The sequence below is a fragment of the Paenibacillus profundus genome (assembly GCF_021369635.1).
Taxonomy (GTDB): domain Bacteria; phylum Bacillota; class Bacilli; order Paenibacillales; family Paenibacillaceae; genus Paenibacillus_B; species Paenibacillus_B profundus.
Genome location: NZ_JAJNBZ010000022.1, coordinates 1 through 13,315, shown reverse-complemented (window position 1 = coordinate 13,315; position 13,315 = coordinate 1). Strand labels below are relative to the sequence as shown.

13 protein-coding genes are annotated in these 13,315 nt (G+C 49.4%); 12 read left to right on the top strand and 1 reads right to left on the bottom strand.

Annotation, left to right across the window (positions count from 1 at the left end):
• The first annotated feature begins 157 nt into the window (after nt 1-157).
• From LQV63_RS21510 to LQV63_RS21460, 11 genes are all read left to right on the top strand, one after another.
• Nucleotides 158-1,390: a M24 family metallopeptidase gene (locus LQV63_RS21510; protein ID WP_233698248.1), complete on the top strand. Its 1,233-nt coding sequence runs from the start codon at nt 158-160 to the stop codon at nt 1,388-1,390.
• A gap of 135 nt (nt 1,391-1,525) precedes the next feature.
• On the top strand, nt 1,526-1,903 hold the full coding sequence (locus LQV63_RS21505) for an ATPase (RefSeq protein WP_233698247.1): 378 nt from the start codon (nt 1,526-1,528) through the stop codon (nt 1,901-1,903).
• 203 nt (nt 1,904-2,106) lie between these two features.
• The gene (gatC, locus tag LQV63_RS21500) at nt 2,107-2,394 is read left to right on the top strand and encodes an Asp-tRNA(Asn)/Glu-tRNA(Gln) amidotransferase subunit GatC (protein ID WP_019421721.1); all 288 of its coding nucleotides are present in this window, start codon (nt 2,107-2,109) and stop codon (nt 2,392-2,394) included.
• Nucleotides 2,395-2,417: 23 nt separating this feature from the next.
• The gene (gene gatA / locus LQV63_RS21495) at nt 2,418-3,875 is read left to right on the top strand and encodes an Asp-tRNA(Asn)/Glu-tRNA(Gln) amidotransferase subunit GatA (RefSeq protein ID WP_233698246.1); all 1,458 of its coding nucleotides are present in this window, start codon (nt 2,418-2,420) and stop codon (nt 3,873-3,875) included.
• Nucleotides 3,876-3,892: 17 nt separating this feature from the next.
• The gene (gatB, locus tag LQV63_RS21490; RefSeq protein WP_233698245.1) at nt 3,893-5,335 is read left to right on the top strand and encodes an Asp-tRNA(Asn)/Glu-tRNA(Gln) amidotransferase subunit GatB; all 1,443 of its coding nucleotides are present in this window, start codon (nt 3,893-3,895) and stop codon (nt 5,333-5,335) included.
• A 267-nt stretch (nt 5,336-5,602) separates the two neighbouring features.
• Complete coding sequence (locus LQV63_RS21485) at nt 5,603-6,064, top strand: GNAT family N-acetyltransferase (protein ID WP_233698244.1); 462 nt, start codon at nt 5,603-5,605, stop codon at nt 6,062-6,064.
• Between the two features lie 354 nt (nt 6,065-6,418).
• Nucleotides 6,419-7,006, top strand: a complete 588-nt coding sequence (locus tag LQV63_RS21480) for an RNA polymerase sigma factor (protein ID WP_019421725.1) — start codon at nt 6,419-6,421, stop codon at nt 7,004-7,006.
• A 12-nt stretch (nt 7,007-7,018) separates the two neighbouring features.
• The gene (locus LQV63_RS21475) at nt 7,019-7,696 is read left to right on the top strand and encodes a hypothetical protein (RefSeq protein ID WP_233698243.1); all 678 of its coding nucleotides are present in this window, start codon (nt 7,019-7,021) and stop codon (nt 7,694-7,696) included.
• A gap of 64 nt (nt 7,697-7,760) precedes the next feature.
• Nucleotides 7,761-8,951 carry a DUF4097 family beta strand repeat-containing protein gene (locus LQV63_RS21470; RefSeq protein ID WP_233698242.1) on the top strand — a complete coding sequence of 397 codons (1,191 nt, stop codon included), beginning with the start codon at nt 7,761-7,763 and terminating at the stop codon, nt 8,949-8,951.
• 142 nt (nt 8,952-9,093) lie between these two features.
• Nucleotides 9,094-9,531 (top strand): peroxide-responsive transcriptional repressor PerR, encoded by a 438-nt coding sequence (perR, locus tag LQV63_RS21465; RefSeq protein ID WP_019421728.1) that lies wholly within the window; start codon nt 9,094-9,096, stop codon nt 9,529-9,531.
• A 124-nt stretch (nt 9,532-9,655) separates the two neighbouring features.
• Nucleotides 9,656-11,425 carry a glycosyl hydrolase family 18 protein gene (locus LQV63_RS21460; protein WP_233698241.1) on the top strand — a complete coding sequence of 590 codons (1,770 nt, stop codon included), beginning with the start codon at nt 9,656-9,658 and terminating at the stop codon, nt 11,423-11,425.
• A 139-nt stretch (nt 11,426-11,564) separates the two neighbouring features.
• Here the strand turns inward: LQV63_RS21460 and LQV63_RS21455 are convergent, their stop codons facing one another.
• Nucleotides 11,565-11,954, bottom strand: a complete 390-nt coding sequence (locus LQV63_RS21455; RefSeq protein WP_233698240.1) for a YgzB family protein — start codon at nt 11,952-11,954, stop codon at nt 11,565-11,567.
• A 117-nt stretch (nt 11,955-12,071) separates the two neighbouring features.
• Here LQV63_RS21455 and LQV63_RS21450 point away from each other — a divergent pair, with 117 nt between their 5' ends.
• A complete protein-coding gene (locus LQV63_RS21450; protein WP_233698239.1) occupies nt 12,072-12,962 on the top strand; it encodes a hypothetical protein in 891 nt (296 codons plus the stop codon).
• The last annotated feature ends 353 nt before the right edge of the window (nt 12,963-13,315 follow it).

Below are 13,315 nucleotides of genomic sequence, written 5' to 3'. Positions count from 1 at the left end.
AACTATCCTAGCACGGCTCGTCGATCCTTGGGGGTTCGAACGGGCCGTTTTTTTTGTTCCCGAATGCGACCAACGAAGGCGGTCGGCCGTTGGCGGAGACAGGCGTTCGTGGTATGATTAAATATAATTGTTGATGACTGTTAGGAAGGGGAACCCTATGATTTCGATGATGAAGCAGGAATGTGAAAGCCGGATTTCCCGGCTGCAATCGGTCATGAAGGAACAATCTATCAATGCCTTTCTTGTCACGCAAAATATAGATATCTACTATTTTACCGGGTCGATGCAGACGGGGTATTTATTCATCCCGCAGAGCGAGGAACCGGTATTTTTCGTAAAACGAAGTGTTGCGCGCGCCATTGAGGAGGCTTGTGTTCCAGTGCTGCCGCTTGGCTCGTTCCGGCAGTTCGCTGAGACGCTCGCAGCACAGTTTCCTTCAGTGTGGCCGCTCTCAAGCGCTGAAGGCAGCATTGCGCCAGCTGTCATTGCTACGGAATATGATGTGCTGCCCGTTCAACAGTATGAGCGGCTTCAAGCGGTTCTTCCCGCGAATGTGACTTGGACCGACGGGTCTCTCCTGCTGCGCGAGCTGCGCATGGTGAAATCGCCATGGGAAGTTGAACGCATCATGACAGCGGCACGAGCTGCGCATCACGCTATGGAGCAGGCGGCTGCTTACGTGCGGCCGGGCATGATGGAGCTGGAGCTTATCGCTCATATTGAGTATGCCTTCCGCATGCAGGGACATATCGGCATGATTCGCATGCGCGGCTACAATCAAGAGCTCGTGACAGGCATGGTAGCGTCTGGCGAAGCGGGAGCGGAGCCGACCTATTTCGACGGTCCCGCGGGCGGGCGCGGCTTGACGCCGGCCAGTCCTCAAGGATCGAGCCGCAAAGTTATCGCCGTCAATGAGCCGATTCTGGTCGATATCGGCTGCTGCATTGACGGATACGTTATCGACCAGACCCGCACGATCGTCATCGGGAAGCTCGATGATGAGCTTCAGCAGGCGTATGAGGCTTCTGAAGCTATTTTGCGGGCGGCGGAAGAGCGTTTGAAGCCTGGTATCGTTTGTGAGACGCTGTATGCCGACGCGCTGCAAATGGCGCGGAATTACGGCTTGTCTGATCATTTTATGGGCTTTGGGGCAGATCAAGTGAGATTTCTCGGTCACGGCATCGGGATGGAAATCGATGAATGGCCTGTTCTGGCCCGCGGCTTCAAGCAGCCGCTCCAAGCGGGAATGGTCATCGCGATTGAACCAAAATTTACATTTCCAGGCCGCGGCGTAGTCGGAATCGAGGATACATATCTGATTACAGAGACTGGATATAAACGGTTGACGACGGCGCCGGGAGGATTGACTTCCATTCCAGCTCCACAGTAGCCGGGAGGGGAAACTTTTCATATCGTTTATCGTAATATAGTAGTATCTATTCGCCAGAGCAGTGCGTATACATTTACAGGACCCATAAATTTTAGTACCATAGTAAAAACAGCATACGGATGGGAGGCATGGACAATGCTGCATTTGGGAGAGAAGGTAGTCATTCTAGCCGACCGTTTCGAACAACATTTGCCTATCGGGGAATATGGCTATATCATTGCCCATGACCGTAATGCGGATAACGCATTCGATTACGTCATCCGGGTTCCGAAAGCAAACCGCAACTTCTTCGTGCCGGCATCTGATGTCGAACAAGAAGACCTGCTGCTGCAGCAGGAAGCGGACCGCATCGAACGGGAAGCTCTTATCGATTATGCCCTTGCGACCCGCAATGAATCTTTGTTCCGCCGCATCATGAACGGTGATACTGCGGAAGAGGAAGAAGAGCAGGTTCAAGAAGCTTTGTCTCAGGAAGAGTTTGTACGCCAAGTGAATTTGCGCGCTTGGATTTAATGAAGAACCGAACACCGAGCACTGGATCTCATCTGGTGCATCGGTGTTTTTTTGTGGATTGGCAGCGCTTGGATCCAGGGCGATCAGAAGCGCCTTAATAACAGCGCCGCATTAACGGAATCGCGCGTTGAGTTGAATGCCCTTCTAAGCTATAATAAAGGGATGAATTTGGCCATGATGGCGCAAGGAGGAGCATGTTGCCGATGAGCATCCACGTACAGGACGTTGAACACGTCGCCAAGTTGGCAAGACTCAATTTGAGCGACGAAGAGAAAGAACGCTATACGGAACAACTGAACGCTATACTGAAGTATGCGGAGAAGTTGAACGAATTAAATACGGATGACGTCTCGCCGACGACGCATGTTCTGCCGATTCGGAACGTGATGCGTGAGGATGAAGTTCGTCCATCGTTACCGATAGAGAAAGTAATGGCTAACGCACCGGAGGAAGAAGACGGACAATTCAAAGTTCCGGCCGTATTGGAATGAAGTGATAAGGGAGGATATCCGCATTGACGCCACTTGAGATGTCTATATCGGAATTAAAGCAAGCTTTAACGGATCGCAAGCTGTCTGCTTCCGAATTGGCGGACGCGTCGTATCGACGCATCGCTGAGACGGATGAGCGCGTGCAAGCGTTCCTTACTCTGAATGAGGAAGGCGCTCGCGAGCAGGCAAGCCTTACTGACGGCCGCATCGCACAAGGAGAAGCCGTCGATATTCTGGCTGGTGTACCGGCCGGTATTAAAGATAACATCGTGACCGAGGGACTGCGCACGACTTGTGCGAGTCGCTTCTTGGACAATTATAAGCCTATTTATGACGGAACCGTCTCTCGCAAGCTGAGAGACGCGCAAGTCGTTACAATCGGCAAGCTGAATATGGACGAATTTGCAATGGGCGGTTCCAATGAGAACTCCGCCTTCAAGAGCACGCGCAATCCTTGGGACTTGGAACGTGTGCCGGGCGGATCCAGTGGCGGTTCCGCTGCAGCCGTTGCCGCAGGACAGGTGAGCTTCGCGCTCGGTTCGGATACGGGCGGTTCCATTCGTCAGCCGGCCTCCTACTGCGGTGTCGTCGGGCTCAAGCCTACATACGGCCTCGTATCGCGCTTTGGCTTGGTGGCGTTTGCGTCCTCGCTTGACCAGATTGGCCCGTTGACGAGAAGCGTTGAGGATGCCGCTCATGTGCTGCAAGCGATCGCGGGTTATGACAAGATGGACTCTACTTCGGCTGATGTCTCTATTCCGGACTACGCGGAGGCGCTTACTGGTGACGTGAAGGGTCTGCGCATCGGCGTGCCGAAGGAATATATTGGACAAGGCGTCGACCCGAAGGTGAAAGAAGCTGTGCTAGCCGCATTGAACGTATTCGAGAGCTTAGGCGCGACGTGGGAAGAAGTGTCCATGCCGCATACCGATTATGCGGTAGCGACGTACTACTTGCTGGCTTCATCCGAAGCCTCGTCCAACTTGGCGCGCTTCGATGGCGTTCGCTACGGCGTGCGCGCGGACAATCCAGACAACTTGCTGCAGTTGTATCACGAGTCACGGAGCCAAGGCTTCGGTCCGGAAGTGAAGCGCCGCATTATGCTAGGAACCTACGCGCTCAGCTCCGGCTATTATGATGCGTATTATTTGAAAGCCCAGAAAGTGCGCACGCTCATCAAACAAGATTTTGATGAAGCGTTTAACCAATACGATATTTTGCTTGGACCTACTGCGCCGACGACGGCGTTCCGCCTGGGTGAGCAAATTGATGATCCGCTTGCCATGTACTTGAATGATATTTTGACGATTCCAGTCAGCTTGGCAGGCGTGCCTGCGATAAGCATACCGTGTGGCTTGGCAGACGGCTTGCCGGTCGGATTGCAGCTCATCGGCAAGGCGTTCCAAGAGACGACCGTGCTTCGCGCAGCCCATGCGTTCGAGCAGCACACCGAGTACCATAAGCTGCGTCCGCAGCTGTAATTGAGGAGGTTTGAGACATGCCGAGTGCAAAATATGAAACGGTTATCGGCTTGGAAGTGCACGTCGAGCTGCATACCAACTCGAAAATTTTTTGCGGCTGCTCCACGGAATTCGGAGCCCCGCCGAACACGCATACTTGCCCGATTTGCTTGGGGCATCCCGGCGTCCTTCCGGTATTGAACCGTCAAGCGGTGGAATACGCGATGAAAGCCGCGATGGCGCTCAATTGCGAGATTGCGTCGGTCAGCAAATTCGACCGTAAAAACTATTTCTACCCTGATTCGCCGAAGGCATATCAGATTTCGCAGTATGACAAGCCAATCGGAGAGAACGGCTGGATTGATATTGAAGTGAATGGCGAGACGAAGCGTATCGGCATCAATCGCCTGCATCTGGAGGAAGACGCAGGAAAGCTGACACACGTTGATGGAGGTTACGCTTCGTTGGTTGACTTTAACCGCGTCGGTACGCCGCTGGTCGAGATCGTGTCAGAGCCTGAGCTGTGTTCTCCTGAAGAAGCGAAAGCTTACTTGGAGAAAATGAAGGCCATTATGCAGTACTGCGACGTGTCCGATGTGAAGATGGAGGAAGGCTCACTGCGCTGTGATGCCAACATCAGCTTGCGTCCTCACGGACAGAAGGAGCTTGGCACGAAGGCCGAGCTGAAGAATATGAACTCGTTCCGTGGTGTGCAGCGGGGATTGGAATATGAGGAAGAACGCCAAGCAGATATATTGGACGATGGCGGCCTTGTCGTTCAAGAAACCCGCCGCTGGGATGAAGCGCAAGGACGCACGCTGTCCATGCGCAGCAAGGAAGAAGCACACGATTATCGCTACTTCCCAGACCCGGATCTCGTTACGCTTCATATCGATGACGAATGGAAAGAGCGTGTGCGCGCCTCTATTCCGGAACTGCCGGATGCTCTCAAAGCACGGTACACAGCCGAATATGGCTTGTCCGCATACGACGCGGAAGGGATTACTTCCTCCAAGAAGCTGGCCGATCTCTTTGAAGAAAGCCTTCAATATACGAAGGATGCCAAAGCGGTGGCGAACTGGATTATGGGTGAGTTGCTCGGATATGTAAATGGCAACGGAATCGAAATCGATGCCGTGAAGCTGAACGGACAAGGCTTGGGCGAGATGATTGGGTTAATCGAAAAAGGGACGATCAGCAGCAAGATTGCAAAGACGGTGTTTAAGGAAATGCTGGAGTCCGGTAAATCTCCGCAAGTCATTGTGGAAGAGAAAGGTCTCGTTCAAATTAGCGATGAAGGCGCAATTAAAGCGATCGTAGAACAAATTATTGCGAAGAACCCGCAATCTGTTGAAGATTATCGTGCAGGCAAGGAAAAAGCAATCGGATTTCTCGTCGGTCAAGTTATGAAGGAGACTAAAGGGAAAGCCAATCCGGGGCTTGTCAATCAACTTCTTGTCGATTGCTTAAAGCAGGCGTAACACTGATCGAGTAGCGGTCAACAAGACAAGCATCTGCAAGAGCGGAACAACTGGCTGTGTTCATTCCTTTTCACAGATGGAAGGATACGGCGGATGTTCCGCTTTTTGCTCAATAATTCATTGGAGAGGCTCTTCGAAAAGCTCCCCTTTTGATCACGAAGCATCCCAAGATGTGATTCGACATCGAATCTTGTAATCACTCTCGAAGTCCGGTGCTGAAAAGGAACCTTTTGAACACGAATTCGGAGCAAGGACGGAGGTGTGGTCATGATTAAGCAGTTGGAGATGAATGATGAGGAGACGCTGGAACAGCTCTGGTACCTGCAGCAGCTGGCTTACCGCATCGAAGCGGACATTCTCGGCTTTGATCGGATTCCACCGCTGATGGACACGATCGAGGACTTGCGGCAGACGGTTGAAAAGTTCTACGGCTGGTGGGATGGTGTTGAATTAGTCGGCGCCTTGTCTTATGAAATGGTTACGCCCACGATTATGGATATTTGCCGTTTGATGGTGCGTCCCGATCATTTCAGGCAAGGAATCGGCTCAGAGCTATTAAGGTTTGCGCTTCAATGCCCCCAGGTGTCGATATTTCGCATTGCTACAGGTGTCCGTAATCTGCCTGCGTTGAAGCTGTATGAACGTGAAGGCTTTCGGGCAGTGCGCGATGAGGAAATAGCATCAGGTGTATGGCTCCGCCATTTGGACAAAGTAATGACCTTCGAGTAATAGAAGTTGTTCAAAAAGCCCCCTTTTGACCATCATTTTAGGTGCTCATGTAGTTTCGCTAGCGAATGCTTCCGATGCGGTTTTCTTGCGAAAACTTATACTTCTCGGTGCTGAAAAGGGTCCTTTTTGAACACGCACTAATACTTTGCTCTTGGGCCCGAACTCGATTCTGCTTCAAGTCTCCCCGTCGTCAGCATACGGCAGCCTAGACTAAAGTCGGTGAAACCTTCCTAGACTCAGGAAGGTTTCTTTCGTTTCTTACTCCAACGTACAATAGAGATAAGCAAATTAGTACGGTATGGCGAGAGTGAAAAGGCCTACCTTGGGCACTGGAGGAAAGGAAGTCGACGTAACGTGTATCGTGAGCTGATGAAACAATCGGATGAGCTGCTGGTGCAGCATGTATTGGAAGGCAATGAGGAAGCAATGCGTATAATGGTGGAAAGACACCGTCCCTTTGTGTTAACGTGTATTTGTCGAACGATTCAAGATCGTTTTTTAGCGGAGGATATTGCACAAGAAGTGTTGGTGAAAGCCTATCGCCATCTGCATACCTTTCGCGGGGATTCTAAATTTACGACATGGCTTTACCGATTAACGAAAAATCAACTCATTGATTCAATACGCAGGCAGCATAAAGGAGGCCAGGTGGAACGGTTGGAGCCGTACCATGTCGTGTCTCTACAATTCCATGATGTATCGGAAATGCCGGAAGAACAAGTAATGAAGCGGGAATGTTGCGAAGAAGTGCGCCGTACGCTGCGCTCGCTGCCCGATAAATATAGGATGGTAATGGAGCTTTATCATATGCGGGAGCGCACGTATGCCGAAATAGCCGAAATGCTGGAAATGCCCGTAAGAACGGTGGAAACTCGACTGTACCGTGCCAAGACGCTCTTTAAGCGCAAATGGACAGAAAGCGTTGGAGCAGGGGTGTTATGAGGAGGGATGAAGATGGAAGATACGGAACGTAAAGGATTCAACAACCCGCAGAACAATAATGATCAAGATGATAAGTTAGGCAATGAGCAGGAAGAACAGTTTCTCCGGCGTCGCATGGCCTATTTGGAACGGATGCGCCGCTCTCATCAAGGACGCAGAGATGTTCCCCCTTATAATGAGATGCCGCCGGTACCCCCGGTCCCGCCGATGTATGGGACGATGCCCCCGAAGAAGAGTAAGTTCGTCGCGTCGCTGCTCTCATTTATTTTTCCTGGGGTAGGGCATTTCTATTTAGGGTTAATGCAGCGGGGATTAATTATCATTATGCTGTTGGCGCTCGATATTGTAGCAATCGTATATTTTTCTGCCGTCGATGCGAAAGTAAATGTACCTCTGATTGTGCTGCTTGCTTTAATGCTCCCTGTTATTTATTTCTTTAACTTATTTGATGCGCTGCAAAGTACAGAGAGGGTTAATCATCAAGCGATGTACGGAACGACAGAACATGTGCGCCAAGGACCTTGGCTCGGATTGCTCCTTCTGTTCGGGGGATTCATTATGCTGCTGTTCACGGTTGATCCGGTGTGGCTGCGATGGTTCTTCACCTATGCGGGTTCCTATGCCGGAGCAGCGGTGCTCATAGGCGGAGGGATTTTCTTGTTGGTAAAAGAATCGAGAAAAAGACGTTAAAAGAACGTGTTCAAAAAGGTCTTTTTTGAACAACCTCTAGCAGGACGTAAGGAGTTGGACTACAGTGTTTAAGGTGGGTCGATTTACCGCATCGCTCTTGCTTGTTACGGTAGGTTGCATGCTGCTGATGGACCAGTTGTTCGGATTTCACAGCATGAACCAGCTGCTCCTGTGGTGGCCTCTTATCTTCGTGCTGTGGGGTGTAGAATATATATGGTTTGGAATGCGCCATAAGGATAAAGACGGAAAACGACAATGGAAGATGGATTGGCTAGGCATGTTTGTCGCCATATTCATTACAATATCAGTGTTCACCGTATCACAGCCGGCTTTATTCCGTGATTGGGTCAGAAGCATTCAATTTGATTTCTCCATGATGAAGGAAATGGCGAAGGGTGAAGGAATACCATTTAAGCAGCCCAAACAGACGCATCCCATTTCCAACCGTGTGGAACAACTAGTCGTACGCAATAATATTGGCAATGTATACATTCGTTCCTCAGCTGCCGCAGAGGTGGAAGTGGAGACGACCGTCGTCGTGGACGGTGCAAGTCGTGAAGATGCGCAACTTCTTGCCGATAAATCACGTACACAAATAAAGACACTCATACCGGACAAGAAGCTGATGATTGAAGGCGTGCCCGCCCGGAATGTAAATAATCAACAGCAAGTACGTATGGATATTATCGTTACGGTTCCGGAGACATTAACTTGGAAGACGCATGTTCAATCCAATAACGGCGACATTCGCATCGAACAAATGAATGGTGGGGTCGAAGCTAAGACGAAGAATGGAGTTGTTCAGCTTCAAGATATCTCGGGAACCGTTCTAACGGATACATTGAACGGCGATGTTTTCGTTAAGCAAGTCCAGGGTGATGTGCGCGCTACTACATTGCACGGCAATGTCTACCTTAATGATATAAACGGAGACATAATAACAGAGACGAAGAATGGTGATATCGAGATAAACCAAGCTGCGCGCGGTATCCAAGCCGAGACATTGAGCGGCGACTTGCTCGTTGAGTCTGACGTCATTGAAGGTGACTGGAAGCTGCAGAGCTTGGCGGGAGATTCGATGATACGGATTCCGGAGGATGCGAATGTCCACATCGTTGCAACCAATCTATTCGGCGATGTCGATACGAATTTTCCACTCGATGTAATGGACAATAAAGTGGAGGGTTCATTAGGAAATGGAGCCTTTCAGTTATCTTTGGAGACAAACGGAGATATTAGCATATTAAAACGTTAACTGTGCGTCATATATTAGCATTGACAACAAAAAGAACTTCCCCGTACAATGGACATATAGAAATTATTTTCTGATAATCGTTACAATGTACGATTTGAATTCCCGAATCTTTACAATGTGAGCGTAGAAGGCGGTGGACAGGATGAAAACGCGGGTTCAAAATGCATTGGAGCAATTAAAAATGTCCGGAGTACGCATCACGCCACAGAGACATGCAATTCTAGCCTATTTGATGGATGCTATGACTCATCCGACAGCGGATGAAATATATCGAGCGCTCGAACCGAGATTTCCGAGCATGAGCGTCGCTACGGTATATAACAACTTGAAGTTGTTTATCGAGGCTGGGCTCGTTCGTGAATTGACTTATGGGGATAGTTCTAGTCGCTTTGATGCGGATGTGTCAGACCATTACCATGCCATCTGTGAGCAATGCGGTAAGATCGTTGACTTCTCCATACCTTCTTTGGAATCAGTGGAGCAGACGGCGGCGGAACGGACTGGCTTTGTCGTACGAGGCCACCGTATGGAAGTGTACGGAGTATGTCAAGCTTGTGCGGAATCAGCTTCCAGCAAGTAGAGAAGCCATTCGCTATGATTATGTAGAAATGAACCATGCGCGCAGCATTTATTTGCTTGCGCGCTTTTTATATTTTATACACGATCTTTATCAAGACAAACAGGGGAGTAGGAGTGACGACATTATGGGAAACAGAGGGAGGCGGCCAAGCGCTCCGCACAATCGTTCTGAGCAGCCATACGGCAGGACGACCCGATCTACAAAGAAGAAACGGGGTTGCGGAGGGTGCCTGTTTATTTTGATTGGGATCGGCATACTTGCCATCAGTATATGGAAGGGACTTGATGGATGGTGGCCGAATAACGAGATTGCAGAATCGGACATGTCTAAAGTGGAACAGCCGCTCACATGGAACGGAACGTGGAGCGGTTATGGTACGAAGGGGCGCGGGGAAAAGCTGCTAATACCGCTAGAAGCGCTGCAGAAGAAGCTTCCGATCGTCTATGAGGCAGCATCGGACACGGTTATATTGACTAGTGCGAAAGATGTGGCCTCGCTTCAGCTCGAACAGTCAAAAGGAACATGGAACGGGAGAATGAAAAATTGGGATGCGGCTGCGGTAAGTATAGACGGAGATGTGTATGTTCCTGTCGGCGTGCTTCAAGAAATGTATGGACTTCAAGCCAAGCAGTATCCTTCCAATGGGGCCGTACAGCTTGGTTTTCCCGGGCAAAGCTTGCAGGCAGGCGTAATCGCCGAGCAGAAGAATGCGGATGATATGGTGACGATGAGACAAGAAGCGGATAAACGCTCGGCCATCGTACAGAAGTTATCTGGCGGATCGGAGCTGACAATATGGAAAGAACGCGATGAGTGGGTATATGTCGAAGCGGATGGCGGAGCTTTTGGTTACTTGCCGAAGAAGGATGTACAGTACACGGATAAAAACGTAGTTCCAGATGTGAAACCGGCACCGAAGCCGCGATTCGTAGAGGAGAAGAAATCTGTCAGTCTCGCGTGGGAAGCTGTATATTCTCGCAATCCGGATCCGGCGAAGCTGCCGTCCATGCCTGGAACGAACGTAATTAGCCCCACGTGGTTCAGCTTAGCTGATGATGAAGGGAACGTTCAGAGCAAGGGTGATCTAAGGTTGAGCAATTGGGCTCGCCGCAATGACAAAGAGGTATGGGCACTGTACAGCAACAGCTTCGAGCCGGAGCGTACGACGGAAGCATTGTCTACATTTGAAAGACGAAGCCGGACGATTGAACAGTTGCTGCGATTGGCGGAGCAATATCAGGTCGATGGAATTAATCTTGATTATGAGAACGTAAATGTGGAAGATCGGGATCAATTAACGCAATTCGTGCGGGAGCTGACACCTCGAATGCATGCTCAAGGCTTAGTCGTCTCCATAGACGTTACCGCCAAGTCGAGCAGTGGTCGCTGGTCGCAATTTTTAGACAGGGAAAAGCTTGGTGAGGTCGTAGATTTCATGATGGTCATGGCTTACGATGAACATTGGGCAGCAAGCCCCATCGCGGGCTCAGTCGCTTCTTTACCATGGGTGGAGCAATCAGTAACTCGTATAATGGAAGAAGATAAAGTGCCGGCACACAAGCTGGTGCTCGGAATGCCTCTGTATACGAGAATATGGACGGAAGAAGTGAAGAATGGAGAAACGAAGGTAAGCTCCAAGTCGGTTGGCATGCGAACGATTCAAGAACTGCTGCAGGAGCAGAAGCTGAAGCCTGTTTTCTCGGAGCAAACCGGTCAAAACTATGTCGAGTTCAAAGAGGATGGCGTCGTAAAAAAAATATGGATTGAAGATGAGCGCTCTGTTCGCTCGCGGATTGTGCTTGCACAGCAGCTTGGATTGGGTGGAATCGCAGTCTGGGCACGCAGCTTTGCCGATTCGGATATATGGAACGTGCTACTGTACCCGGCGTCATAACTTTATAATCCTTTATCAAATAAGAAAGCCGTCTGCTCATATGCAGGCGGCTTCATTAATACAGCCCAACGTTCACGTGAATGTGAATGCGTTGAACGGTCTGTGTACATTGGTTATGTATGCTGTACACTTGTTGTTTCTATTTGCTCTCTTCCAATTGTGATGCTTGAACTTCATTGTCTTCGAGTGACGGTTCGGCTGCCTTGTCAGGATCCAGCGTCAGGATGGTCCGGCAGAACATGCAACGATCCGTTTTGCCAAGCATTTTGGTCTGGCGCCCGCATTCCGGACATTGCAGCACGACTGCGCTAGTAGAGAGCATTCCTGCCCAGAAGTAAATGGCCACGCTGCCAAGCAGCACGATCATACCGAGGACCATGAATACTCCGGCGAAGGCTCTACCCTGCAAGCCCCACATTAAAATTCCTGCAGTGCCAAGCACCATCATTCCCATACCGGCTAGAGTAAGGACAAGACCCCAAAGACGGAACTCGTTAATTTTGCTCGTTCTGAAAATACGATGTTTCATTGCAGCCCCCCCAATCGTGTATGAAAATGTTTTTGAATTAGAAGGAAAGAGAGATTCTATGTAGAATTATAAACTATCATTCGATGTAAAAGAAAGCCAAAAAGCGTGGGATAAAGAATGAAACAAGTAATGGATGACTCAATTGACCAATTGTCCGGTGCGGCAAGCGTGAGCGGCGTTCTTGTCCTTAAGCGCAATCAGCTTGACGGAGAAATGCATGAGCATACCGAATGGGACCGTTACATACTGGTTATCGACGAAGAGTGTCCGTCTCATCCTTATCATGCAATTCAAGTTTCGAACGAAGAGCGGTCTGTTACACGTTGGACCTGCGTTCATCCTGATGAGTGGGAAGAGTGGATTACATCTATAGAAGTTCAGCCATTTATATCTTCCTTAGGACGAGCGGATATTATAGTAGATCGCAGCGGTACGCTAACTGCATGGCGGAAACGGCTTGAGGATCACAAGAAGGCATCGGCACACCTGGAGTATATGAAGACGTATGCTTGTTTTCTGGATTCTCACACTCAGGCGAAGCATTTTTTACAGATGAATTACATGCTCGATGCTTACCGCTATGTAGATCAAGCATTTTATTACTGGGCGCGCCTTGTTGTTATGGAGCAGGGGGAAATGCCGCGTGCTGCATTATGGCAGCAAGTCAAATGTCTTAATTTAGGCGTGTATAAGATGTACGAAGAGTTTACGATGAGTTCGGAATCCATGTCGCAGCGGATTCAGCTTGCGCTGCTAGCTTGTGAATTTTCATTGTCGTCGAAGATTACGGAAAGCTGTGCGCCGTTATTGGAATGGATAAAGCAAGCTCAGGGCCCTGTGCCGATGGCGAACATTATGCAGCATGCCGAGTTTAAGTGGCTGGGGAAATACTTGCCGACGCTGTTGAAGAAGCTCGTTCACCGTGGATATCTTGATGAGAAGTTGGTGGAGCACACGACGCCATATGGGAATTTGGGCAACGTGCAAGCTTATGAATGGGTTGGATAAATGCAGAGCACAATAGGGTGTGAAGCTGAAGCTACATTTGGCAACAATGTAGCTTTTTATTTTTTCTGAAATAACTGTTGACTCTCAATGTGAATATGTGATACATTAATACTCGCCCTTCTTGAGAGAGCAACTTTTAAAACTTACGCTTCGAAAGAGGCTGAAAAAAAGTTATAAAAAACGCTTGACTTTGAAACGGTGAACATGATATATTATAAGAGTCGCTGCTGAACAAAGCGACTTGATGAAGCGAGTAAGATTGAGGCTTGAAAAGCCTTGAAGCAGCAAGCTTCGCTGGAATGAAGATTGTTCTTTGAAAACTGAACAACGAGTGAAACGTTTGTGTAATAGAG

Excerpts from the sequence above, each read along its gene's own strand:
- LQV63_RS21510 (WP_233698248.1), top strand. The coding sequence starts at position 158 with ATGATTTCGATGATGAAGCAGGAATGTGAAAGCCGGATTTCCCGGCTG.
- LQV63_RS21505 (WP_233698247.1), top strand. The coding sequence starts at position 1,526 with ATGCTGCATTTGGGAGAGAAGGTAGTCATTCTAGCCGACCGTTTCGAA.
- gatC (WP_019421721.1), top strand. The coding sequence starts at position 2,107 with ATGAGCATCCACGTACAGGACGTTGAACACGTCGCCAAGTTGGCAAGA.
- gatB (WP_233698245.1), top strand. The coding sequence starts at position 3,893 with ATGCCGAGTGCAAAATATGAAACGGTTATCGGCTTGGAAGTGCACGTC.
- LQV63_RS21485 (WP_233698244.1), top strand. The coding sequence starts at position 5,603 with ATGATTAAGCAGTTGGAGATGAATGATGAGGAGACGCTGGAACAGCTC.
- LQV63_RS21475 (WP_233698243.1), top strand. The coding sequence starts at position 7,019 with ATGGAAGATACGGAACGTAAAGGATTCAACAACCCGCAGAACAATAAT.
- perR (WP_019421728.1), top strand. The coding sequence starts at position 9,094 with ATGAAAACGCGGGTTCAAAATGCATTGGAGCAATTAAAAATGTCCGGA.
- LQV63_RS21460 (WP_233698241.1), top strand. The coding sequence starts at position 9,656 with ATGGGAAACAGAGGGAGGCGGCCAAGCGCTCCGCACAATCGTTCTGAG.
- LQV63_RS21455 (WP_233698240.1), bottom strand. The coding sequence starts at position 11,954 with ATGAAACATCGTATTTTCAGAACGAGCAAAATTAACGAGTTCCGTCTT.
- LQV63_RS21450 (WP_233698239.1), top strand. The coding sequence starts at position 12,072 with ATGAAACAAGTAATGGATGACTCAATTGACCAATTGTCCGGTGCGGCA.